General features: G+C 65.7%; 18 protein-coding genes. 6 read left to right on the forward strand and 12 right to left on the reverse strand.

Going from position 1 to position 24,546, the window contains the following annotated elements; all coding sequences use genetic code 11:
- Positions 1–135: 135 nt before the first annotated feature.
- From hemL to ABQY74_RS16010, 3 genes are all read left to right on the forward strand, one after another.
- Positions 136–1,425: a glutamate-1-semialdehyde 2,1-aminomutase gene (gene hemL / locus ABQY74_RS16000; RefSeq protein ID WP_349792299.1), complete on the forward strand. Its 1,290-nt coding sequence runs from the start codon at positions 136–138 to the stop codon at positions 1,423–1,425.
- 488 nt (positions 1,426–1,913) lie between these two features.
- Entirely contained in the window at positions 1,914–4,685 is a 2,772-nt protein-coding gene (locus tag ABQY74_RS16005) for a LuxR C-terminal-related transcriptional regulator (RefSeq protein WP_184352126.1), read from the forward strand.
- Positions 4,686–4,757: 72 nt separating this feature from the next.
- Positions 4,758–5,948, forward strand: coding sequence for an FAD-dependent monooxygenase (locus tag ABQY74_RS16010; RefSeq protein WP_349792301.1), 1,191 nt, complete (start codon positions 4,758–4,760; stop codon positions 5,946–5,948).
- A 224-nt stretch (positions 5,949–6,172) separates the two neighbouring features.
- On the opposite strand, the gene azu is transcribed toward ABQY74_RS16010, so the two are convergent.
- The 6 genes from azu to ABQY74_RS16040 all read right to left on the reverse strand — a co-directional run bounded on the left by azu (position 6,173) and on the right by ABQY74_RS16040 (position 12,882).
- The gene (azu, locus tag ABQY74_RS16015; protein WP_016903022.1) at positions 6,173–6,622 is read right to left on the reverse strand and encodes an azurin; all 450 of its coding nucleotides are present in this window, start codon (positions 6,620–6,622) and stop codon (positions 6,173–6,175) included.
- Between the two features lie 91 nt (positions 6,623–6,713).
- Positions 6,714–7,916, reverse strand: a complete 1,203-nt coding sequence (locus ABQY74_RS16020) for a pyridoxal phosphate-dependent aminotransferase (protein WP_349792303.1) — start codon at positions 7,914–7,916, stop codon at positions 6,714–6,716.
- A 30-nt stretch (positions 7,917–7,946) separates the two neighbouring features.
- Positions 7,947–8,450 carry a RidA family protein gene (locus ABQY74_RS16025; protein WP_104571603.1) on the reverse strand — a complete coding sequence of 168 codons (504 nt, stop codon included), beginning with the start codon at positions 8,448–8,450 and terminating at the stop codon, positions 7,947–7,949.
- A 32-nt stretch (positions 8,451–8,482) separates the two neighbouring features.
- Positions 8,483–8,908, reverse strand: a complete 426-nt coding sequence (locus tag ABQY74_RS16030) for a cytochrome c (protein ID WP_104571602.1) — start codon at positions 8,906–8,908, stop codon at positions 8,483–8,485.
- Positions 8,905–10,512 (reverse strand): flavin monoamine oxidase family protein, encoded by a 1,608-nt coding sequence (locus ABQY74_RS16035; RefSeq protein ID WP_349792306.1) that lies wholly within the window; start codon positions 10,510–10,512, stop codon positions 8,905–8,907. The genes ABQY74_RS16030 and ABQY74_RS16035 overlap by 4 nt, the downstream gene beginning before the upstream one ends.
- Before the next feature lie 87 nt (positions 10,513–10,599).
- Entirely contained in the window at positions 10,600–12,882 is a 2,283-nt protein-coding gene (locus tag ABQY74_RS16040) for a TonB-dependent receptor (RefSeq protein WP_026064441.1), read from the reverse strand.
- Between the two features lie 297 nt (positions 12,883–13,179).
- On the opposite strand from ABQY74_RS16040, the gene ABQY74_RS16045 reads away from it, so the two are divergent.
- Positions 13,180–13,797 (forward strand): HAD-IA family hydrolase, encoded by a 618-nt coding sequence (locus ABQY74_RS16045; RefSeq protein WP_104555311.1) that lies wholly within the window; start codon positions 13,180–13,182, stop codon positions 13,795–13,797.
- A gap of 299 nt (positions 13,798–14,096) precedes the next feature.
- Here ABQY74_RS16045 and ABQY74_RS16050 read toward each other — a convergent pair whose 3' ends face one another.
- Entirely contained in the window at positions 14,097–15,323 is a 1,227-nt protein-coding gene (locus ABQY74_RS16050; protein ID WP_104555310.1) for an acetylornithine transaminase, read from the reverse strand.
- 72 nt (positions 15,324–15,395) lie between these two features.
- Here ABQY74_RS16050 and ABQY74_RS16055 point away from each other — a divergent pair, with 72 nt between their 5' ends.
- Positions 15,396–16,268, forward strand: a complete 873-nt coding sequence (locus ABQY74_RS16055) for an ion transporter (protein ID WP_102585218.1) — start codon at positions 15,396–15,398, stop codon at positions 16,266–16,268.
- Between the two features lie 816 nt (positions 16,269–17,084).
- On the opposite strand, the gene ABQY74_RS16060 is transcribed toward ABQY74_RS16055, so the two are convergent.
- The 4 genes from ABQY74_RS16060 to ABQY74_RS16075 all read right to left on the reverse strand — a co-directional run bounded on the left by ABQY74_RS16060 (position 17,085) and on the right by ABQY74_RS16075 (position 20,927).
- Positions 17,085–18,026: a YiiG family protein gene (locus tag ABQY74_RS16060; protein WP_181105562.1), complete on the reverse strand. Its 942-nt coding sequence runs from the start codon at positions 18,024–18,026 to the stop codon at positions 17,085–17,087.
- Positions 18,027–18,133: 107 nt separating this feature from the next.
- Positions 18,134–19,105: a YiiG family protein gene (locus ABQY74_RS16065; protein WP_372469925.1), complete on the reverse strand. Its 972-nt coding sequence runs from the start codon at positions 19,103–19,105 to the stop codon at positions 18,134–18,136.
- A gap of 218 nt (positions 19,106–19,323) precedes the next feature.
- Positions 19,324–20,139, reverse strand: coding sequence for an NAD(P)-dependent oxidoreductase (locus ABQY74_RS16070; protein ID WP_102255919.1), 816 nt, complete (start codon positions 20,137–20,139; stop codon positions 19,324–19,326).
- 128 nt (positions 20,140–20,267) lie between these two features.
- Complete coding sequence (locus ABQY74_RS16075) at positions 20,268–20,927, reverse strand: serine/threonine-protein kinase (RefSeq protein ID WP_126967869.1); 660 nt, start codon at positions 20,925–20,927, stop codon at positions 20,268–20,270.
- 158 nt (positions 20,928–21,085) lie between these two features.
- Between ABQY74_RS16075 and ABQY74_RS16080 the strand changes: the two genes are divergently transcribed.
- Positions 21,086–23,173 (forward strand): bifunctional DedA family/phosphatase PAP2 family protein, encoded by a 2,088-nt coding sequence (locus ABQY74_RS16080; protein WP_104623711.1) that lies wholly within the window; start codon positions 21,086–21,088, stop codon positions 23,171–23,173.
- Positions 23,174–23,553: 380 nt separating this feature from the next.
- On the opposite strand, the gene ABQY74_RS16085 is transcribed toward ABQY74_RS16080, so the two are convergent.
- On the reverse strand, positions 23,554–24,438 hold the full coding sequence (locus ABQY74_RS16085) for a bestrophin family protein (protein WP_053054571.1): 885 nt from the start codon (positions 24,436–24,438) through the stop codon (positions 23,554–23,556).
- Positions 24,439–24,546: the final 108 nt, after the last annotated feature.

Below are 24,546 nucleotides of genomic sequence, written 5' to 3' on the forward strand. Positions count from 1 at the left end.
TACCCGCCCGCTCCGACGGGTAGGCAGGCACCTGGTGGGTAGGCGGATAGGGGCCGCAAGCCTGACAATGGCAAGTGCGCTGCCCGCAATCGGGTCGCGCCGCCCCCACTCGGTACCACTCAAGGATCTGCGCGCATGAACCACACCCGCTCTCACGCCCTGTTCGCCCAGGCGCAGACGCTGCTGCCCGGCGGCGTCAACTCACCGGTGCGTGCGTTCAAGTCGGTCGGCGGCGAGCCGTTCTTCGTGGCGCGCGCCGATGGCCCGTATCTGTATGACGTGGACGACAACCGCTACATCGACTACGTGGGCTCGTGGGGGCCGATGATTGCCGGCCACAATCACCCGGCAGTACGCGAAGCGGTGGAGCGCGCGATCCGCGACGGCCTGTCCTTCGGTGCACCGTGTGCGGCCGAAGTCACCATGGCCGAGACAATCCACCGGCTGGTGCCGTCCTGCGAGATGGTGCGCATGGTCAATTCCGGCACCGAAGCCACGCTGTCGGCCGTGCGCCTGGCGCGCGGCGCCACCGGGCGCAACCGCATCGTCAAGTTCGAAGGCTGCTATCACGGCCATGGCGACTCGTTCCTGGTCAAGGCCGGCAGCGGCATGCTGACCCTGGGCGTGCCGACCTCGCCGGGCGTGCCGTCCGGCCTGAGCGAGCTGACCGCCACCCTCAGTTTCAACGACTTCGAAGGCGCCACCGCCATGTTCGACGAGATCGGCGCCGACGTGGCGGCAGTGATCATCGAACCGGTGGTCGGCAACGCCAACTGCATTCCGCCGCAGGCCGGCTACCTGCAGCATCTGCGCACGCTGTGCACCCGGCATGGCGCGCTGCTGATCTTCGACGAGGTGATGACCGGTTTCCGCGTCGCGCTCGGTGGCGCGCAGGCGCATTACGGGGTCACCCCGGACCTGAGCACCTTCGGCAAGATCATCGGCGGCGGCATGCCGGTGGGCGCGTACGGCGGCCGGCGCGACTTGATGGAGCAGATCGCTCCGGCCGGCCCGATCTACCAGGCCGGCACCTTGTCGGGTAACCCGGTGGCGATGGCGGCCGGCTTGGCGATGCTGGAACTGGTGCAGGAGCCGGGCTTCCACGCCCGCCTGAGCGAGGCCACCAGCGTGTTGTGCGAGGGACTGGAAGATGCCGCGCGCGCGGCCGGCATTGCCGTCACCACCAATCAGGTCGGCGGCATGTTCGGGCTGTTCTTCACCGACAAGATCGTGGAGAGCTACGCGCAGGCCACTGCCTGCGACATCACCACCTTCAACCGTTTCTTCCACGCGATGCTGCAGCGGGGCGTGTATCTGGCGCCGTCGGCGTACGAGGCCGGCTTCATGTCCAGCGCGCACGACGCGGCAGTGATCGAGGCCACGCTGGCCGCCGCGCGCGAGGCGTTTGCGGAAGTGGCGCACTGAAGCGTCTTCGGACGTCGTCTTGTCTGCGAGCTGGCACGGACACGCTGACCTTGTGTGGCGTTGAAAGCCAGGCGTGATCGCGTGCGTCGCGATGCTCACCGATGGCGCTGGCCGCAAGGCTCGCGGCACCGGTGATGCCTGATGTGTATCTCGGGCCCGCGCCGACGCTGAACAGGCGCGGCGCCGGCGTCGGGTCCGGGCCCATGGTGTCCGGATGGACTCGGCTGTTGCCTGGCGCCGGCGCACACCCTGCGCCAGCGCTTGCGCCATTCAGGCGACGGCGCAACGACAAGCTTTGCTTTTGTCTTGTGGCTGTCATACCTTTCTGAAAGGTGTCCACGGATGGGCATGGGTGGGGACCCTCGAAGCAGCCGATATGACGTTGTCGCCGGTCACGGTGACGCGATCTGCATCGCCGCTGGTTCATCACGATCTGCAGCGTGTCGAGCCGGCGCGCTGCCGACGCTTGCCAGGGCCGCCCTCGCCTCATGCTCAAGCCTGTTGCGTTGCTCACACCGCGCCCCTCACCGTCGCGCGATTCCGCCCTTCCCGATTGGCTGCTTGCCAGCAAGCTGGAGCCGCCGCTGCCGCGTACCGGTGCGGTGGTGCGCGGCGCGTTGCTGGCGGCGCTGGATCAGGCCCAGGCCCGGCCACTCACCCTGCTGCTGGCACCGCCCGGATTCGGCAAGACCACGCTGCTGGCGCAGTGGCATGCGCAGCTGCGCGCACGCGAGCACGCGGCCGTGGCCTGGCTGTCGCTGGACGAAGAGGACGCCGATGCCGCGCGCTTCCTTGGCCATCTGGCGTTGGCGATCCAGCACGCAGGTGCCGATCCGGCGCTGTGCGCCGCAGTGCTGCACAACCGCGACCAGGATCCGCGCGAGGCGGTGACGGTGCTGATCCGCGCACTGCGCACGGCGCCACGGCGCATCAGCGTGATTCTCGACGATTACGACCGGCTCGGCAGCGGCATCGTCGACGAGCTGGTGCTGCGGCTGGTCGAACACGGCGGCGGACGCCTGCACCTGCTGCTGGCCACCCGGCGCGTGCCGGCACTGCCGCTGGCGCGGCTGGACCTGCAGGCGCAGCTCAGCCGTCTCGGCAGTGCGCAACTGGCGCTGGATGAGCACGAGGCACAGGCATTGCTGGGGCCCCAGGTCCCGGCGCCGGTGGTGGACGAATTGCTGCGCTACACCGAAGGCTGGCCGGTGGCGCTGCATCTGGCGCGCCTGTGGCTGGAGGGCGGCGCGCAACGTCAACAGGAGGTGGCCGCGCGTTTTTCCGGCCGCAGTGCGCAGATTGCCGCGTACCTGGCCGAACAGGTGGTCAACGACCTGGATGCCGACACGCGCGACCTGCTGTTGCGGACCAGCCCACTGGAGCGCGTCAACGCAGCGCTGGCCGATGCGGTGCGCCAGCGCGACGACAGCGGCCGGTTGCTGGCGCGGCTGGAACATTTTCACGGCCTGCTGGTGCCCATGGATGGCGAGCGCGAATGGTTCCGCTATCACCCCTTGTTTGCCGACTTCCTGCAGCAACTGCTCGATCGCGAACATCCCGGCCAGGCCACGCACCTGCATCAACGGGCCGCACGCTGGTTTGGCGAGCATCAGCATCTGGCCGAAGCGGTGCGGCACGCATCGCGTGCCGAGTGCGGCGACCTGGCCGCCAGCTACATCGCGCGCGCCGGCACCTGGCAATTGGTGCTGACCCACGGCACGCACGAGGTGCGTGCATTGCTCCGGCATTTCGAACACCGCACCATCCGCGACACCCCGGCGCTGAATCTCACCCAGGCGCATCTGCATGCAAGGCTCGGCGAGTTCAGCCATGCGCGCCTGCTGCTGGAACGCTTCCGCGACTTTCCAGCGGCGCTGCGTGAGCCCTTGCAGCGCGACTACACAGTGGTGGTGGCGCTGTTGCGCGATCGCCTCGACGAAATCTGCGGCAACCCGCATGGCCTGACCCAGATCGCCGCGCAGGCATCCGCGCTGGACGAGGACGATCATCTGGGCCGCGGCATGCTGCTGTGCATCTGCGCCACCACCGCCATTGCGCAGGGCGCCTTTGCATTGGCCGAACGCTACGCCCTGAACGCACGCGACGCGATGCAGCGCGGTGGCAGCGAACCGGGCGCAAGCCAGGCGCTGCTGGCGTTGGGCCAGAGCTTTTTCTACCGCGGGCAACTCGGCGACGCCGAAGCCTGTTACCGGCAGGCCCTGAACTGGTGCGCCCGCACCCCGCAACTGGATCGCGTGCTGGAGGCCGCCGGCCAGTGCCTGCTCGCGCAATTGCATTACGAACGCGGCCACCATGACGATGCGGCCGACCTGCTGCATCCGGCGCTGGAATTGCTGGAGCAGCACGACGGCGGCATGGACGTGCTGGCTGCCGCCTACGACACCGCGCTGGGACTGGAGCGTGTGCGCGACCACAGCGGGCGCAGTGCACTGGCGCTGCTCGAACACGTCGAACAGATCGCCCACGGGCGCAAGCTGACGCGCCTGTCGGAGCTGGCTGCTGCCTGGCGCTTGATGCTGCTGCTGGAACATCCGGGCAATGCCGCCATCGATGTGGTGATCGCCCGTACCGGCGGCGAATCCGGCTTGGCGCATACGCTGCGCTCGCCCCACCGCTGGCGCGATCGTGCGGCGATGGGCTTTGCGCTGGCACGCTGGCACCGGCTGGCCGGACGCAGCAGTGCCGCGCTGACCATCCTTGGCCAGATCGAACAGGCCTGCCTGGCCAATGACAATCTGTGCCACCTCGCGCGCACCCGCGCACGCATCGCACTGGTGCTGCAGCAGCGTGGCGAACTGGCCGCGGCGCTGCCGCATCTGTACAGCGCGCTCGATCATGTAGCGCTGACGCAGAGCTGGCAGGCGATCGTCGAACTCGGACTGCCGGCCAAGGCAATGCTGCGCTCGCTGCGTCAACACGACCCGCAGACCGTCGGCGGCACCACCCGCGCACTCACCATCCAGGCCCTGCTCGAACGCCTCAGCGGCGACGAGGACCCGGCCGGCGACATCTTCAGCGAGCGCGAGCTGGAAGTGCTCGCGCAGCTGGCACGTGGGTATTCCAACAAGCAGATCGCGCGCTGTCTGCACCTGTCGGAAAACACGGTCAAGTTCCACTTGAAGAACCTCTATCGCAAGCTCGATGCACGCAGCCGCGAAAGCGCGTTGGCGCAGGCCTTGCAACGCGGGTTGTTGCGCGCAGCGGATCCGCCTGGCAGTGCGGAGACGTCGCCAGGCTGACCGCCAGCGCCGGCGCTGGCTTCCGTCGAAAAATACATCATGTATGATGTATTTTTGTCGGGGGCTCACAGCATGGCTGGTCGCATCCTTGTCACGGGCGCCAGCGTTGCCGGCACCACCACGGCCTGGTGGCTTGCCAGGTATGGCCGCGATGTTGAAGTCGTGGAGCGCGCGCCGGCGTTCCGCGACGGCGGGCAGAACGTGGACGTGCGCGGCACTGCGCGAGACGTGCTGCGCCGGATGGGCCTGGAGGCGTTGCTGCTCGAACGCAGCACCCGGGAGCGCGGCACCGATTGGGTCACCGAAGACAATCACGTGGTCGGCCGCTTCGAAGCGGCGCACTCCGACACCGACGGCGGCCCGACCGCGGAGATGGAAATCCGCCGCGGCGATATCGCCCGGATCATCTACGAGGCCGCAGCAGCGCAAGGAGTGCGCTTTCGCTTCGGTGACAGCATCGAACACATTGAGCAGCACGACGGCGGCGTCCAGGTCACCTTTGCCAGCGGCCATCAGGAAACCTATGCACTTGTAGTGATCGCCGAGGGCGTCGGCTCGCACACCCGGGAGCTGGTTTTCCCCGCAGAGAATCGGCCGCGCTGGATGGACCTGACGATTGCCTATTTCAGCATTCCGCAGATCGCCAGTGACGGCGTCTATGCGCGGCAATACAACACGCTGGGTGGTCGGGGAGCGGTGGTGAAACCTGCACGCGACGGCAAGTTGGGAGTCTATCTCGGCATCCAGAAGCGACCCGGTCACGAGAACGGCTGGAGCGTGGCGCAGCAGCGCGCCTTCATTCACGCGCAGTTCTCCGCGCTGGGCTGGGAGTTTCCGCGCATCCTGGATGCGATGACGGACGTCGACGACTTCTACTTCGATGTGCTGCGCCAGGTACGCATGGACCGCTGGTCCAACGGTCGGGTGGTCCTGACCGGCGATGCGGCATGGTGCCCGACCGCACTGTCCGGCATCGGCACCACGCTTGCGATCGTGGGTGCCTACGTCCTTGCCGGAGAGCTTGCCAGGTCGGACACGCCGGCAACCGCCTTCGCGCACTACGAACGCATCATGCGCCCCTTCGTCAAACAGGGGCAGAACATTCCCAAGCTGGTTCCGCGCCTGCTGTGGCCGCATACCCGCTTTGGCCTGGCAGTGCTGCGCAACGCCATCCGCCTGGCCAGCCGGCCCGCACTCAGGTCGTTCATCAACAACCATTTTGCACGGGACGCCAATGCCATCGCCTTGCCAAGCTACGAGTAGACCAACCGATTGACCGGGAGAGCCCGTTAAAAACGCAGACCACATAGCGTTCGGCGAAAGACGCTGATGCGCCAACGCCGGAACCAGAAGCACCGTCTACGACTGTAGTTGGCGCTGCCGTCCGCTCCGCTCACGATTGCCCTGGAGCACGCGGCGTGACCGCGTGCCAGCTCCCTCACACTTCACTCCTGCCGCGGCCACGCACACCTGCGGCACGTGACAGCTCAACCAAAACTCAGCGTGCCCTTCATCATCGCCCAGTGGCCGGGGAACGAGCAGAAGAAGGTGTAATCGCCGCCCTTGCTCAACTTGCTGGTGGGAAAGCTGACCGTGGTGCTGTCGCCGCCGCCGATCACCTTGGTGTGCGCGATCACGCGCGCGTCGGCCTTGGGCAGATAGCTGTCGGCAATGGTGGAGCGTATGCCGGCATTGGCCACTGCCTGGAAGTCGGCGGACTTGGTCAGCACCCAGTTGTGCCCCATCACCGTGGCGGCCATCTTGCCGGAGTGCTTGAGCGTGAGGTCCACTTGCGTGCAGTCGGGTGCCAGCTTGATCGCGCTCTGGTCGAACTTCATCTGATCGTTGCCGGTGATGGTGACAGCGCAGGTACGCGCCCATGCCGAAGGCGCCAGCAGCACCAGACCAAGCACGGCAAATGTCGAAAACACTTTCAAGGGAACACTCCTGCGTTAAGGGATGCGCGACGCCCAGCGCGCCTGGCCACACCAGCGCGTTCGCATGCGCCGGTGGTGCCAGAGTAACGCCTCATGCGTAACGGAAAAAATCATCCATCGGATCATGCACAGCGGCCGTGGCGTCCGGCAGCGGTAACGGGCCGCGCTTGCCGGCGATCACCTGCACGAAGGCCTGCTTGAAGCGTGCCATCTCCGCGTCGGTGCCGACGGTGATGCGCGACCAGGTCGGCCACACCGGCCAGCTGCGCCCGATGAACACGCCATGGGTGGCCATGTCGTCCTTGAAGCCGGCGGCCGGGCGCTTCACATCGACCATGAAGCAGTTGCTCTCCGAGGCGGTGCAGGCGTAGCCCTGCCTGGCGAGAAACTCCATCACGTCCTTGCGTGTGGCCGCGGTGCGTGCGCGGCGCTGCGGCACCAGTGCGGGATCGCGCAGGCTGGCCAGGCCTGCGGCGGCGGCGGTCACCGGCAGGCTGTTGACGCTGTAGAACATCAGCTTGGCCAGCAGGTCCGGGCGCGCGGCCGCATAGCCCAGGCGAATGCCGGCCATGCCGTAGAGCTTGGAGAAGGTACGCAACACCACCACGTCCTCGCCCGCGGCGACCATGTCGACCACGCTGCTGGTGCTCTGCGCGAAGTGGATATAGGCCTCGTCCACCACCAGCACGCTGCCCTTGGGCTTGTGCGCCAATGCGTAGTCCAGATCCTTGCGTGCGGTGACCGACCCGGTGGGATTGTTGGGATTGCAGATGTAGATCACGCCGGGGCTGGCGTCGGCGGCGCACATCGCCTGCACATCGTGCGAGAAGTCCTTGCGCAATGGCACCTTGATCAGGTTTGCGCCATTGCGGGTGGCGGCGCGCCAACCGGATTCGTAGGTGGGGTCGGCAGTGACCAGCGCGGCGCTGGGCGAGGTGAACGCCAGCATGGTGTAGTCCAGCGGCTCGGTGGAGCCGGCGTAGGCCATCAGGTGATTGACCGGCAGCTTGAGCTCGGCGGCCAGGGTATCCATCAGCTCCATCTGCACATCGCGCAGGTAGCGTCCGCCTTGCGGTGCGATCTGCGCGATGGCCTTGACCGCGGCCGCCGACGGGCCATCGGGAAACTCGTTGGAGCCGATCATCACCGGCGACAGCGCACTGGCCGGCATCGGCGCGATGGCGGCGGAACGTTCGGCGGCACTGGCCAGCAGCGGCAGCGCACTTGCACCGGCAGCGCCGGCAAACAGCGCGGAATCGCGCAGAAACGAGCGGCGCGAAAGAGCAGTTTTCATGACAACCTCCAGCAGGACGGCACGACGGATTCAGGGACGAACGGCGACCACTTCGATTTCCACCCGATACAGCGGATTGCCGAGCGCGGCGATCTGGAAGGCCGAGCGTGCCGGCAGGTTGGGCTGCTCCTTGGTACCGAAGAACTGGCGGTAACCCTCCATGAATCCGTTGAAATCCATCTTGCCGCCCATGGCCGGATCGCCGACCAGAAACACCTGCATCTTCACCACATCGCCCATCCCCAAGCCGAGCGCTGCGAGTTGCTGCTTGATCTGGTTCAACACGCTCACCGTCTGCGCCTTGGTATCGCCATAGGCGGCAGCCGAATCTTTGGGCACACTGGCATCCACCACCGCCGGCACCTTGCCGCTGACATAGACGGTGGCCTTGCCGGCGGGAATTTCCACGGCGGCAGCGATGGGGAAATCGCTGTTGGGGATCTTGTGGCGGATCACCTCGGCGGCGTGCGCAGCGGTGAGGCCCGCAGACCACAACAGGGCAGCGGTGAGGACGGCTGTCACTGGACGGGACATGGCAACTCCTTGCATGAGAGGGAAAGGGGGCATCAGTGACGCAGCAATTTGACGTCGTCGACGGTGACGCGCTCGGCGTGGTCGTTGCCGAAGTGCGTGCGTACATAACTCACCACTTCGGCCACCTGGCGGTCGTTGAGCATCTCGCCGAAGCCGGGCATGCCGGCGTGGCCGTCGAGCACCATCATGGTGACGTAGGGTCCAGCGGCCAGCTTTGGATTGCCGGCAAGCGCGGGGTATTCGCCGGCACCTTGCGCGCCGTGCCCGGCCGGCATGTGGCAGCCCTGGCAGATCGCCTGGTAGACATCCTGGCCGGATGCCTTGGCAAAGCCCTGTTGCGGGAACAGCTGGGTGGCATCGGAACTCTGCGCCCGCGCATCGTATGCGCCCGGCGGCACCAGCAAGACAGCCATCGCAACGACGAAGCTGACCCCGGCCAATCGTGGTAACAGATTCATGCGCGACCTCCTCCGGCCAGCACTTTGCGATGCAGACGGCCGACGACATCGTGCGCGGACAAGATCGCGCCTTCCTGCCAGGCCGGAATATAGGAGACGTGTTCACCAGCCAGCGCCAGGCGCCCATCGATCTGGCACAGCGGCGTGTAGTGCTCGGCACGCGCCTGCTCGCTCCACATGCCGAAACAGCCATGCGTGAACGGCACACGGTGCCAGCCGACCGAAATGCCGTTCTCGAACTCGCGTGGATATTGCGGATGCAGCTGCGTGCCGTATTCGACCGCCTTGCGCACGCGCTGATCCGGCGGCATCGAGGTGAACTGGTAGGCGTCCAGTCCCCAGACGTAGGCACCGAGCAGCACGCCCTTGCCGGGGCTGTGATAGTTGGTGCTGGGATAGCTGATCAAGGTGATCGGCAGATCGGTGTAGCTGATGCCGCCGTAGATGGCCTCGTCCTCTTCCCAGAAGCGGCGCTTGAACTGCAGGCCCACCTTCACCGATGCCGCGTACGGCACCTGGCCGATCGCGGTGGTCATCGCGTCGCCGGCGGTGACCGGAATGCGGCTGAGCACCGACAACGGAATCGTGCAGATGCACCAATCGGCGCTGGCGATGCGTTCTTCGCCGCCATGCGCGGCGTCCTGCCAGGACACACGCACGCCGTTGCCGTCCTGATCGATCCTGGTGACCTTGGCGTTGTAGGTGATGGCATTGCCAAGCTGCTTCGCGAATGCCTTGCCGATCTGGTCCATGCCGCCCACCGGCTGGAACATGGTGGTCTGCATTTCGTAGTTGTTGCCGGCCGCCAGCGTGGTCCACAGACGCGAGCGCAACACGTCCTGCACGCTGAAGGGATCGGAGAACTCCGGCTTGCCCGACAGGCCGCCGCCGGGATATCGCGCAAAGCCGCGCCGCTCGCTGCTGTCCTTGCCTTTGACGTAGCCGAACTTGTGGTCGAGCGCGCCCCAGGTCCGCAAGGACTCCAACAGCACCTCCTGGTCTTCGCGGCTCACGCTCTTGTCCAGCGCCTGCTGCTGGGTGCACTTGGCCAGCAGCTCGGACACGTGGCCCTTGTAATCGGCATCGATGGCGCGAAAGCGCTGCGGTTTGCCGCCAAAGCCTTGCTGGCTGTGCAACAGCGCGTTGTAGTTGACCTGGTTGAATGCCTCTAGGGCCACACCGAATTGCTTGCAGTAACTCAGCACCGCCTTGTGGTGATGCGGAATGCGCCACGGCCCCGGATTGAGGTACAGCCCGTCGTCGAACTGGCAATGCTGGGTCGCCCCGCCGAGTTCGGTATAACGGTCGCCGCCGCGCAGCGTCCAGTTACGCCCACCGGGGCGGTCGTTGTATTCCAGCACCTGCACGCGGTACCCCGCCTTGCGCAGTTCGAAGGCCGCAGCCATGCCGGCCAGCCCTGCCCCCAGAATCAGCACCGAGGCGCCCTTTGGGTCGCCATCCAGTTGCAGCGGCCCTTTGAAATTTGATTCGGCGGCCATGCCCAGGCTGCTCATCGCCTGGTACATCATCGCGCCGCCAGCGGTCATGCCGATGCGCGCCAGCAGTTGCCGCCGCGTCATCGCCCCAGAATGATTGCCTTGCATCAACGCGTAGTCCTTGCATGTCATGGAACGAGTGCGACTGACAAAACGCATGACGCGGCCGGCAGTGACGCCGGCCGCATCACCGCCTCAGAACTTGTAGGACAGACTGGCGAACAGCTGGCGCGGTGCGATCAACTGGTACGAGCCGGAACTCTCGTTCGGGAACACCGCACCGATCGCATCGTCCTTGTCGAACAGGTTGTAGACCGACAACTGCAGCCGCCCACCGGCCAGGAACCCGGCATCCTCGCCCTGGTAGCCGAGGCTGCCGTTGACGATGAAGGTGGCATCCACCTGGTCGGTATTGAGCGTGTCGCCGTAGCGCTTGCCGGTGTATTTGGTGTCGAGGTTGGCGAAGAAATGCTCGCCCTCCCAACCGCCGTTGAGGCTGAACATCACCTTGGGCGAGTCCGGCACTTCGTTGCCTTCCACCTGCACCAGGTTGCCGCTGACCGGGCCGAAATAGTTGTCCTGGAACTCGGACTTGTTCCAGGTCAGCGACGCCCCCAGCCGCCAGCCCGGTGCCGGCTTCCACATGCCGGACACTTCCGCGCCATAGGTCTGCACGTCGCCGACGTTGGCGTAGATCGTGGGCGCGACCACCAATGGATCCGGGTCGGTCAGCGCGATGATGCGGTTTTCGTAATCGATCTTGTAGGCGGCGACGTAGCCGCTCCACTGGCTGGATTCGGCGCGGATGCCGATATCGATATTGGTGGATTCCTCCGGCGCAATATCCGGATTGAATGCGCCCGAGGTCAACGCCAGCCGCGGCGCCGAGCTGAAGTTCTCCGCGTAGTTGGCGAATACCTGCACGCCTTCGGCGAGCTGGAAGCTGGCGCCGACCTGCGGCTGGAACCAGTCGCTGTTCTTGATGGTGACATCGCGGCGCACGCCGACATTGAAGTCATCGAGATTGGCGATGCCGTTGTAGTCGCGTTTGACATCCAGTCCCTTGGCACCGAACTCCATGGTGAGCCGGTCATCGAGCAGGCGCAGCGTGTCCTTGATGTAGAGCTGCTTCACCTCGGTGGAGAAATGGTTGTCGTAGTAGATGACGATCGGCAGCGAGCCCTTGAGCAGTGCGCCGGTGGCCGGGTCCAGGTTGTACAGCGGGCGCACCTGGTCAAAGTCGTAGTTCTCGTACCACGCACCGACTTCGAGCTTGTTGTGCTCGGTCTCCCACGACACCGCAGTAGTCACGCCGTAGCGATCGCCACCCATGATTTCCTCGCGCCGCGTCATCGCACCGACGCGGGTGACATTGCCGTTGGCATCGACGATCTGCGGGTCGTTGATGGCGATATCGGTGCGCCCCGGCGTACCGGCGATGGCATCGTTGTACAGGCCGGTGGCCGTGCTCGGCGGCGTGCCGCCGACGCCGTAACCATGCTTGTTCTCGTAGTAGCCGGTGAAGGTGAAACCGATCGCGTCGTTGAACAGGAAATCGCCGTGCAGGCTGAGCAGCGAGTCGCGGCGGCCGTTCTGCCATTCGCTGTAATGCTCGGCATCCACTTCCGGATTGCCGGTGATGCGTTCGTGCAGATCCCACGCGACCGAGCCGTCAGAGTTGTACGACTGCACGTCGTAGTCCTTGCGGTTGTTGTAGATCCAGCCCAGGGTCAGGTGGCCCACGTCCCAGGCCTGGCGGATCTTGGCTTCGAAGTGATCGCTCTTCTGCGTGGCCGGTTCCATGTCCCACACCCCGCCCTGCGTGCGCGAGGCAGACAGATAGGCGCTGGGGCCGCCTTCCCACCAATCCGGCGTATCCAGGCGCACGAAGCTGCGTACCAGATCGTCCGAGCCGATGGTCTGGGTGAGATTGCCGCTCCAGCTATCGCCGCCTTTCGGGGGCAGGCTGGTGTAGCGGATCGCACCGCCAAGTGCGTGGTACGAAGGCTGGGTGACATCGCCGGAACCGGCCGACACGGTGACGTCGAGCAGGTTCTCGCTGGACACGTAGCGGGTGATCGGGCCGCCTTCGCGGGTGTCGAAGGTTTCGATCGGAATGCCGTCCAGGGTCACGCCGATCTGGTTGGCGGAAAAGCCGCGGATGGTCATCGAGTCGCCGAATTCGTACAGCCCGAACGGATCGGTGGTCTGCACATTCACGCCGGGCAGGCTCGCCAGTAACTGCTGTGGTGCCACGCCGGGCACCTGGGCCTGGATCTCGGCAACGGAGATGGAAGCCGTGGTGCGCGTGGAGCCGGTACCGACCACGCTGACCGCGTCCAGCGTGCGCGCTTCCTGTGCCAGGACGGGCAGGCTGTGTGCACCAGCCAGCACCAAGGTCATCGAAGCCAGCGTGCGACCACGCGTGGCGGTGGTGAGAATGGCGGCGACCGACGCCGCCAGTTGATCGGTGTTCAAGCGCTTGCGCATGCAATCGACCCCCTGGATGGTGTGACGTGCTGAGTGACCGGGCCCGCTCCCCAAGACCGGCTGACACCGCGGATGCGGCATGCATCGACCATACCCAGCACAGTTCCACCGCAAGTGCCGCGCGGAGGGTAGGGGCGGCGCGGGTGGGTAGGTTGCTGCCGAATTCAACGATCTGAATAGGTACTATCCCCACCCACCTGCGTGCATCCGGACATACCAGGTCTTGCACGCTTGCCATGCCGCGGCGAATCGACAACGCTGCCCCGCCACATCCCGAGTCCGCCCATGCCGCCTGCAGCACCGTCCCTGTTACTGCTCGATTTCGACGGCGTGCTGGCCAGCTATTCGCGACCGCGCCGTGTGGCGGCGCTTGCCAATGCGGCGGCGTGCACGCCGCAGCGTGTGCAACAGGTGTTGTTCGAGCAGGGCCTGGAGCGCGCCTACGACGCCGGGGTGATCGACACGCCGGCGTATCTGGCACAGCTCAGCGAGGGTCTTGGCTGCGCGATCGATCGCGCCACCTGGATCGACGCACGCGTGGCGGCATGCCGCGCCGACCCGGCGGTGCTGACGCAGGTGCTGGCGGTGGCGGCAACCACCGCGGTGGCGGTGCTCACCAACAACGGGCCATTGATGGCGGAAGCGATTGAGCGGATCGTGCCGCCGCTGTTTCCGCTATTGCAGGGCCGCGTGCTGTGCAGCGGCGCGCTCGGCGGCCGAAAGCCCGATGTGCAGGTGTATCAGCGCGCGCTTGCACAACTGGATGCTAGTGCTGCGCGCACGTTGCTTGTCGACGATCTATTCGTCAACGTCCGCGGCGCCCGCGCTGCCGGCCTGCATGCGGACACGGTGCGCGATGCGCGGGCGTTGCGGCGGGTGTTGAAACGGTATGGGCTGGGGTGAAGGGCCGGGATTGGGGAATCGGGAATCGGGAATCGGGAATGGTTGAGCATCACGAAACACTGATCACCCTCAAGGGTTAGGCAAGACGCTGCTCGCAGCATTGAACGCGTTGGCGTCCACGATCGGGTACAGCGTTGGCGCTGTGAGTCCGTGTCGGGTTAATGACGAACGCAGAAGCGAGCCCCTCTCGCGCCGGGTGACTTAGCGCCAATCAAGAAACCCAACGACCCGCGCCGCTTACCCCGCCGCGCTCACCGTCGCGGCACCCGCCACGACGGCGCAGAAAGCGCAGGACTCCATCACTTCTGCGCCACGTACTCGGCAATCGCCAGGCGCAAGCGCTCCAACCCATCGGCCAGCTCGGCATCGGTCAGATTCAGTGCCGGCACGAAGCGCAGCACATCCGGCCCCGCCTGCAGCAACAACAGGCCATGCTTGGCGGCAAAATCCAGGATCGCGCCGGCCTGCCCGGCATGCGCCGGCGCCAGTACCGCGCCCAGCATCAGGCCACGCCCGCGGATCTGGGCGAACAGGCCGAACTCGGTGTTGAGCGCCTCCAGGCCGGTGCGCAGCGCCGCAGACTGACGCGCTACGTTCTCGGCGATGTGCGGCGAGGCCAGCTTGCGCAGCGCCACGCGCGCCACCGCCGCGGCCAGCGGGTTGCCGCCGAAGGTGGTGCCGTGCGCGCCAAACTGCATGGTTTCGGCCACCTTGGGGCCGGCCAGCATCGCGCCGATCGGGAAGCCGCCACCCAGCGCCTTGGCCAGCGTCACGATGTCCGGCGTCACCTGCTCCTGCCAATGCGCGAACAGCGTGCCGGTACGGCCCATGCCGCACTGGATCTCGTCCAGCACCAGCAGTGCATCGTGCTGGTCGCACAACGCACGCACGCGGCTCAGGAAACCCGGCGCCGCCGGCATCACCCCGCCCTCGCCCTGGATCGGCTCGACCATCACCGCGGCCACATCGCCCGAGGCCATGGCCGCTTCCAGCGCGGCGACATCGTTGAAGTCCACATAGCGAAACCCGCCGGGCAGCGGCTCGTAGCCTTCCTGGTACTTGGGCTGCGCGGTGGCGGTGACCGCCGCCAGGGTGCGTCCATGGAAGCTGCCGCGGAAGGTCACGATCACGCGCTTGTCGGCCGGGCGGCCCTGACTGCTGGCCCACTTGCGCACCAGCTTGATCGCCGCTTCGTTGGCCTCGGTACCCGAATTGCACAGGAACACCTTGTGCGCGAAGCGCGAGGCGGTGACCAGCTCTTCGGCCAGCTTCAGCGGCGGTGCGCTGAAGAACACATTGCTGGTGTGCCACAGCTTGCCGGCCTGCTCGGTCAGCGCGGCCATCAGGTCCGGATCGTTGTGGCCCAGCCCGCTGACCGCAATACCGGCGGACAGATCCACATACTCGCGGCCCTGGTCGTCCCACACGCGACTGCCCTGGCCACGCTCCAGCACCACCTGGCGCGGGCGATACACCGGCAGGTAGTAATGCGCGAGGGACAGGGGCGAATCGGCAGCGGTGCTCATGATGGTGGGTCACAGAAGCGGAGGGAGAACGCGCATTCTCGCGCATTCGCCGGCCTGCGGCACAATGCGCGGATGCGCCCCTTCTCCGATCCTCAGCTCACTCCCGCCACCGACCACGGCTGGCGCCGGCAATGGTTCGACATCATCTACCGGCACGACACCCGCCCATCGCGCAATTTCGACCTGATGCTGGTGGTGGCGATCCTCACCAGCGTGGTGGTGATCATGATCGACAGCGTGCCGCGCATCCATTCGCATTCGGCGCACTGGCTGGTGCCGCTGGAATGGGCGTTCACGGTCTTGTTCACCATCGAATACGCGTTGCGCTTGGCGGTGGTGCGGCGCCCGCTGCATTACGCACTGAGCGTATGGGGCGTGATCGATCTGCTCTCGATTCTGCCCAGCTATCTGTCGTTCTTCGTGCCCGGTGCGCAGACGCTGCTGGTGGTGCGCGTGCTGCGCATCCTGCGTCTGTTCCGCATCCTCAAGCTCACCCGCTACATCGAAGAAAGCGGGCAACTGGTGGACGCGCTGTGGCGCAGCCGGCGTAAGGTGCTGGTGTTCCTGTTCAGCGTGCTCACCATCACCGTGATCGCTGGCGCCACCATGTATGTGATCGAAGGACCGCAACACGGGTTCACCAGCATCCCGACCAGCATGTACTGGGCCATCGTGACCATGGCCACGGTGGGGTTTGGCGACCTAGTGCCGCAGACCACGCTGGGCCGCTTCATCACCTCGGCGCTGATCCTGATCGGCTACAGCATCATCGCCGTGCCCACCGGCATCTACACAGCCGAACTGGCCAGCACGCTGCGCGAAGGTGGCCACACCGGCAAGCGCGATACGCGCAATTGCCCACGTTGCGGGCTGGAAGGCCACGCGCCCGATGCACGCTATTGCCGCCAGTGTGCCGAGCCGCTGCCGGAGATCTCCAACGGCTGAAGCGGTGCTGCCGACGCGACGCAACGCCTGCGCCCGCCGAGAAGCGGAGGCAGCCGGCTTTGCGGTTCCCATCGGCACACCACAAGGCTGACATGTGCGGTGGTCTTATCGATTTCGGAACCCTTGGCGGCAAGGATGCCGCTACGGAGCCTGCTGGCACGGATTCACTGCGTGTCTCGCAAGCGGTGGGGGCATCGCGCCGTCGACTCGCCGAACTTTTGATCTGAGCAGCTGATCGCGCCTAACACGGTCACGCTTCCAGGTCTCGACTTCTTTATGTGTTGTGTTTCGATGGACTTGAATAGTGCTGATGGATCAGTCGTAGAGCGAATGATCTGTGCTTGGCTGCGGGGCCCTTGCCCGCCCACCATCGCAGGACACGCCGCAAGTACGTCCATGTAGGCTCTTACGCGGCATCCATGCCGCGTAAGGTCCCGCGACGATGGGCGGGCAAGGACCTGTCGAGATGATCGGTGTGCATGTTGCAAGCAGGTAATGAGGTGTGCTGCTTGTTTAGTGGCGTGCTCACTCAGTTGTCCAAGGCAAGCCGAGCAATAAGCAGGCTTTCAATAGAGCAACCTGGAAGCTTTCTGGTGCGGTGTCCTTGCCGATTGCAGGCCCCTTGGCGGCATGGATGCCGCCAAGGGGCCTCCACGGATGGATTCACGGCGTGTCCCGCGAGCGGTGAGGGCACCGCGCCCTCGACCAACTCTGCCTGGAAACATCCGCTGAAGTTCTAGATCGCAGCGTCGTTGAAGCTTGCACAATCACCTGCGCGATGCGCTTACACAACGCGACAGGAGTGCCTGCAGAGCATCAATGCGACATGCGGTTGCTCATATCGATCAGATCGTTGTAGCTGGCCAGCACGGCCTGGCGGGTGCCGCCCGGCGGCATCGAACCGCTTTCCAGCAGCATCTGCTCGCTCTTGTTCAATGGTGTCTTGGTGCGGATACGTTCGACCAGTCGTCCCGACTCGCGCGCCAGCTTGTCGGCGGAGCGTTCCATGTGGCCCCACATCGCATCGCCCTGGCCGACCTTGGCCTTCTGCGCCTCTTCCAGAATGCCTTGGTAACGCGCGAGCTGGGACTGCGCTGCGGCAAGATCCGGCGTGTCGCTGTCGAGCACCTGCACCAGCTGCTTGCCTTCGCCGATGATCTTCAGGTGATACCAGGAGGCGCTGCGGCCTTCTTCCTTTTCGATCGCATCGATCTGCGCCTGGCGACGCATGTCTTCGTTACGTTCGAGTGCGGTATTCATGGCTTCACCGGCTTCGAAGAAGGCGTGATAGGCCTGCATCAACGGCGTGTGCAGCGCCTTCATGCCCTTGCCGTCGTCGCGCAGATAATCCTCGCGGTCGTAGTAGCGCACCGCTTCGCCGATACGCTCGTTGAGCGTGGTGAACCGTTCCTGATAGGTCTTGGCCACCGGATCGAGCTCGGGGTTGGCCGGCGTTTGCGCCAGCGCCGCGGTCATCGGCGCACCACATTCGTCCACGTGATGCGACAGTACCGTGCCCGGTGCATGGATACCGCTTTCCTTGCCGGTCGGGCCAGCCTCGGGGTCCTGCATCCACTCGATGTATTGCTGGTAGCTCTCGTGGATCGGCTGCTCAACGCCGTTGAAGCACGTGATGTAGGCATTGATCTTGTCGGCGCCTTCCACTGCGGCGGCGGGTGCGTCTTTCTGGCAGCCGGCAAGCAGCGCGGCGAAAGTCATCGCCGCGGTGAGCGGCGCATAACGAAGTCGAAGGGTCATCTTGGGTTCCAGTGATGGGTTGAACGAGGTGGCTGCCGCAGCGTGCGGCCGAATGACATCTGGCGCGGCGCACCCTCGGTACGCGCGCGGCGGGTGCAGCGCGGCAATTACTGACGATTGCTTTCGAACACCAGCGCGTTGTACGTGTTGAGCAACTTGCGTGGCGAACCCTCCGGCGCCAGCGAGGGGTTGTCCAGCCAGCCCTGTTCCATCTTGCTATAGGGCGTTCTTTCGACCACGCGTTTCACCCGCGCCTTGGCTTGTCTGCGGAAGGTTTCCGCAGCGGTCTCGAAGCTATTCCAGTCCAGCCTGCCCGGTTCCTGATCGGCCACCTGGGCATGCGCCTCGTCGGAGAGGCGGTTGAAGCCGTCCAGCAGCGTAGTGACCCGTGGCACGTCGAACTGCTGCTCTTCCAGCGCATCGGCGATCTCCTTGGCGTCGAGTATCATCGCCAGCCGGTAGTATTCGCGCGTGCGGCCCTCGCCCTGCTCCAGCATCTTGAGTTTTTCGCGTTGCGCCGCGTCGTTTTGGGTGTCAAGTTCGGCGCTAAAGGCGGTGCTGGCATCGGCATAGGTGGCCAGCACCTCCATCAGCTCCGGGTGCAGCTGCTTGCCCTTGGCGAACTGGTCGTCTTCGTAGTCCTGACGCGTGTAGTAGTCGGCTACCGCGTGACTGATCGGCTGCAGCGCCTTCAATGCCGCGCGGTAGTCGCGCGCCGCCTTGTCCAATGCAGGCAGCGACGGGTTCGCCGCAGCGGCCGCGCTGACCGGCGCATCGCACTGCTTCATGTCGTAGGCGTCGATATCGTACGGGCCGGTCATGCCGGATTCGCGACCGGTCGGGCCGGCGAACGGGTCCTGCATCCAGCCGGTGTATTGCCTGGCGCCGGCGTGCACCTTCGCATCGATGCGGTTGAAGCAGTCGATGTAGGCGCCGAGCTTTGCGGTCACGCCTTGCAGGGAGTCCGGCTGTTTTTCACTCGTCTTGGCATCGGTTGCAGGCGGCGACTTGCCTTCGCAAGCGGCCACCAGGACGGACACGGACGCCGCCAAAACGACTACACGGAACATCGAAGACACGCGCTGCACATCCCTGTTGGAAACGGTTTCAGCTGCGCACGATAGCAAACACGACTGTGAACTCCCTGTGCTCACGCCCGGGCGCCTACGGCATGGCTTGCACGCGCGGGCGCGGCCGCTGGTCCGCCGCATCGATTTTTTCGAATCGCGCTGGCCGCATGCGCCGCTGACGGCGTACCCGTATGAGACCGGCTGCGCGCGCGGGCCGTTGGCCGCGCTCAGTCGAGAAACAGATCCGGCAACAACGCGCGCGACGGGTCGACCGCGTAGCCGCTCAGATCGGTGATGCCGGCCTCGGCCAGCACCTGGTCGTCGATCAGGAACTGGCCATGAAATCCGGCCGCCTCACGCGTCAGCACCGCATGTGCCGCGTCGGCCATGATTTCCGGCCGGCGACACGCGGCCGCATCCACGCCATCGATCATGTTGATCGCATCGGTGGCGATCACCGTGCGCGGCCACAGCGCATTGATCGCCACACCTTGCGGGCCGAACTCGGCTGCCAGCCCCAGCGTCACCAGGCTCATACCCATCTTGGCCAGCGTGTAGCCGGTATGCGCGCCCCACCACGCCGGGTTCAAGGACGGTGGCGGCGCCAGCGTGAGGATGTGCGGATTGGGCGCCTGCAACAGATGCGGCAGGCACGCTTGTGCGCACAGAAAACTGCCGCGCGCGTTGACCTGCTGCATCAGGTCAAAGCGCTTCATCGGCGTCTCCAACGCGCCACGCAACCAGATCGCACTGGCGTTGTTGACCAGGATATCGATGCCGCCAAACGCATCGACCGTGGCAGCCACCGCGGCACGCACCTGCGCTTCGTCGCGGATATCGCACTTGAGCGCCAGCGCCTGCCCACCAGCCGCAGTCACCGCCGCGGCCGCGCTGTGGATGGTGCCGGGCAACTTGGGATTGGCCACTGCCGATTTGGCCGCAATCGCCACATTGGCCCCATCCCGCGCCGCCCGCAACGCAATCGCCAGGCCGATCCCGCGCGAGGCACCGGTGATGAAGAGGGTTTTGCCGTTTAGGGTCATGGGATTGGGGAATCGAGAATGGGGAATCGCAAAAGCTTAGCCCCTTGGACGTTCAGTAGCCGACGAACGATCAGCTGCCGCGATGTGCTCTACCGATTCCCTACTTCCGATTCCCGATTCCCCGCACCTCAAGGCCTCGGCCCCCGCCCCTCGTTGTCTTCCCAATGCAGCACGCGGCGGGTCACGAAGCGGTAGACCGGCTTGCCGGTGGCGAACCACAGCTTGCGGACCCAGGACGTGCGCTTGAGCACGCGGCGTTCCACCGGGGTGATCGCGGCCGGGCAGTACATGCGCTTGTGCTTGAGCAGGTGCCGCAGATCTTCGCGTGCAAGCAGACGCATCCAGGGCGCGCGTGGATTGCCGCGTACCGCCAGCTGGAAATCGATCACCGCCGGGCTGCCGTCGTCCTGCACCAGCCAGTTGGCTTCCTTGGCCAGATCGTTGTGCGCCACCCCGCGGCGGTGCAACTGCTGCAACAACCTGCGCGCACGGCGGAAGTAGGCCAGATCGCCGCGCGGTGGGCGCTGGTACATCGCATCGCCGGCCAGATAGCTGCGGTCCAGATGGCGTCCGTCCCAGTGCAACAGACGCGGTGTCCGCGCCAGGCCATCGAGCTGGCGCAGGGCCAGGGCTTCGCGCCGCGCCAGCCACCAGGCCACACCGCGCAGCAGCCACGGCGCCGCGCTCAGGTCGCGCCGCACGAACAGGCGATCGGCGTCGCGGATCAGCAGGATGCGCCCGAAGGTATCGGACTTCAGCGGTAGGTTGCCGACGGGTTCGTCACTCATCCCCCATTGTAGGCGGGGCGCCTGCATCGCCACAGCGGGCGTTGCCTGCGGTCAAGCTCGCGTACGCTCTGATCCGCCCGCAACCCGAGGTGAAGCGGACCGGGCGATGTGACGAGGGCGCAAGTCACCTGGTCGCCATGCCCACCTATAATCGTGGGATGAATTCATGGATCGACGCCACGCTGGAGTGGATCGGACACCACCCCACCCTGGCTGGCGTGGTGATCTTTGCCATCGCATTTTCCGATGCGGTGATCGTGCTCGGCGCCATCGTGCCAGCGCTGCCATTGCTGTTCGCCATCGGCGTGCTGATCGGGCTGGGGCAGATCAACGGGCCGTATGCGGTGGCCTGCGCCACCCTGGGCGCCTTCGTCGGGGATGCGCTGAGCTTCTGGGTCGGCCATCGTTGGGGCCACCAGTTGCACGCCTACTGGCCGTTTCGCCGCTACCCGCAACTGCTGGAGCGTGGCGAGCTGCTGTTCCGGCGCAATGCCTTCAAGAGCATCCTGATCGCACGTTATGTGGGCGCGGTGCGGCCATTCGTGCCGGCCATCGCCGGCATGTCGCACATGCCGTTCAAACGCTATCTGATCGCCAGCGCCCTGGCGTGCATCTCGTGGGCGCTGCTGTTTCTGGTGCCCGGCTGGGTACTGGGCACCGCCTACGACGCGGTGGCCGCGGTGGCCGGCAGGCTGTTCGTGGTGGTCGCCTTGCTGGCCGCCGTGATCGGCCTGGCCTGGGCGATGGTGCTGTACTCGTACCGCTGGTCGGCCGGCCATCTGGACGCCTTGCTGGCGCGCCTGCTGGAGTGGTCGCATCGGCATCCGGTGCTGGGCAACTGGTCGGTGAGCGTGTTCGACCCGCGCCGTCGCGAGTCGGTGCCGCTGGCGATGATGGCGTTGATGCTGTTGCTGCTGGGCTGGGGCTGGTTCGTGTTGCTGATGGTGGTGCTGGCGCACGGTGAGCCGCTGCGCGTGGACCTGGCCGTGCACGACCTGATGCTGGCGCTGCGCAACCCGCTGGCCGACTACCCGATGGTGGCGCTGGCCTCGCTGGGCGATTGGCAGGTGCTGCTGCCGGCGATTGCGGCGGCGATGGGCTATCTGGCCTGGCGGCGCCGCTGGATGGCGGTGGCGCACTGGGTGATCGCGCTGGCCTTCGGCCTGGCGTTGACTCAGTTGCTGGGCGCCACCGTGCAGGTCGTACGCCCGCCGGCGGCCAGCAGCGGTTTCGGGTTTCCGTCGGTGGCGGTCACCATGGCCACGATCGGCTTTGGTTTCTTTGCGCTGCTGATCGCGCGCGAGCTGCCAGGACGGCGCCGGGTGTGGCCGTATCTGGTCAGCGGCGCAATCGTGTCGCTGATCGGCTTCGCGCGCCTGTATCTGGGCGCGCACTGGCTCAGCGACGTGGTCGGCGGCATGCTGTTCGGCATCTTCTGGCTGCTGGTGCTGGGCATCGCCTATCGCCGTCGCGCCACCCGCGCGTTCTGGGTCAAGCCGGTCTCGTGGATCTTCTACGGCGTGTTCCTGACCTGCGCGATCATGTTCGCGCCGCGCAACCTGGGCACCAAGCTGGCCAGGTTCGAACCGCCGCCGCCGTTGCTGATGGAGTTGCCCGCCAGTGACTGGTGGAATGGCCAGTGGCGCCTGCTGCCCGCACGCCGCAATGAATTCGACGACGACCAGCGCTGGCCGCTGGACGTGCAACTGGCCGGCCCGCTGGCACCGCTGCAGCGTCAGCTGGAAGCACGCGGTTGGCGGGTGCAACCGCAAGCCGGTTGGGAACAGGCGCTGCATCTGCTGGATGTCAGTGGCCGCCCGGACGAGGTGCCGATCCTGCCGGCCACGCTGGACACGCAGGTCGAAGCCCTGCTGATGGTGCGTCACGCTGCGCCCGGCCATGTGCATGTGTTGCGCCTGTGGCCGGCGGCCGCACGCCTGCAGCCCGGCGCGCAACCGTTGTGGGTGGGCAGCACGCAGACGCTGCGCTACAGCCGCCACTTCAGCCTGATCGGCCTGTGGTATCCGCTGCGTGGGGTCGACCCGGCACTGAGCGCCCTGCGCCAGGCACTGGACCCATTACCGTATCGCCTGGAACAGCGCCGACGCTCGCAGGTGCCGGTGATCCTGATCGACAGCACGTCGGGAAATGCGCTGTGGCAAGAGGACAAAGACAACGCTGCACCGCAGACGGAAACCACGGCATCCGATCCGGCCGCATCGGGTTCGTCACAACAGCGCCGTTGATGGATCGGGCAACAGCGATCGGTCAACGAACGCGCTGTCCTGTAGATAAGAACTGCTAATAAAACTTCTTGAACGCTGTATCGATGGCGGCAACGTATCCGCATCGCTTGGATGCAGCCGAATGTATAGGCCACCAGCCTGGTTGGTCGAGCGCGCTGCGCCCTCACCGCTCGCGCGACACGTAGTGCACCCGTCCGTGGAGGCTCGGTGGCAGCATCCCGCGACGGTGGGCGGACAAGGGCCCCTGCAGCCGAGCCGCAGATCAGCCGCTCTACAACCGACGCATCCGCACTGTTCGATCAGCTCTCGAGGTGACCGAGAGCGTGCGCTTCAGCGCCGTTTGGATACGCACGAACCGCATTGGTGCAGGCGCAATGCACTCACCACAGCACGCCATCCACCGGCTGCATCGGCTCGGGCGCCTGCTCGCCGATGGCCTGCAGCGCGTCGATTTCCACCGTCCGGCACATGCTGTCCAGCGGCAGGTCGTGGATGGTATTGGCGAACGGGTCGACCAACTCATCGCCGATCTTGAGCACCGCCAGGAACATCAGGCCCGCCACGGTCGACCCCACCGGCGTTGCGTATTGCAGCGTCTCCACCAGGCCGATCGGCAGCAGCACGCAGAATAGCCGCGTGAACAGGTTCGGATAGAAGCGGTATTGATACGGCAACGGCGTATTTTTCAGCCGTTCCATGCCGCCCTGCGCGTTGGCGATATCCACCAGGATGCGCTCGACACTGGCTTGTTGAATGCTGTCGATCCAGCCATCACGACGCGCCTGCTCGACGCTGCGGCCGGTGGTGTCGAGCAGGCCATTGGCGACATTGGTGCGCGTGATCACCGCGGCCACTTCGTCGGCATGCAGACGCGGCTCCAGCGCCATCGCCACCGGAAGCCGGCGCAGCTGGCAGCGCAACGCATTGACGTAAGCGATCTGGCGCAGCGCGATGGTGCGGCCCAGCGCTGCCGCTTCCGGCGCGGACAGGATGCTGATGCTCAGGCGTACCAGATTGCGCGATGCATTGATCATCTGGCCCCACAGCACACGCCCTTCCCACCAGCGTTGATAGGTCGAGTTGGCGCGAAAGCCCAGGAACAACGCCAGCGCCGAACCGAAGATGGTCAACGGCAATGCGGGCGCGCGGAACGGCAGCACGTAGTAGATGATCGTGATCAACACGTCCCAGACGAACAACACCGCCAGGGTCCGCCAGACCTGACTGAACACATCCGCCACACGCGGTTTGACATCGATGATCAAGGCACACTCCGTGGATCGAAAACGGGTGACACCCATGCGCGCATCCACTGCATGGATGCCATCGTGAGCGCACTCAAGCGTGGCGAGTGTGCCGTTGCAAGGGTGCAA

It is taken from the genome of Xanthomonas sp. WHRI 7064, from assembly GCF_040202355.2.
Lineage (GTDB): Bacteria > Pseudomonadota > Gammaproteobacteria > Xanthomonadales > Xanthomonadaceae > Xanthomonas > Xanthomonas arboricola.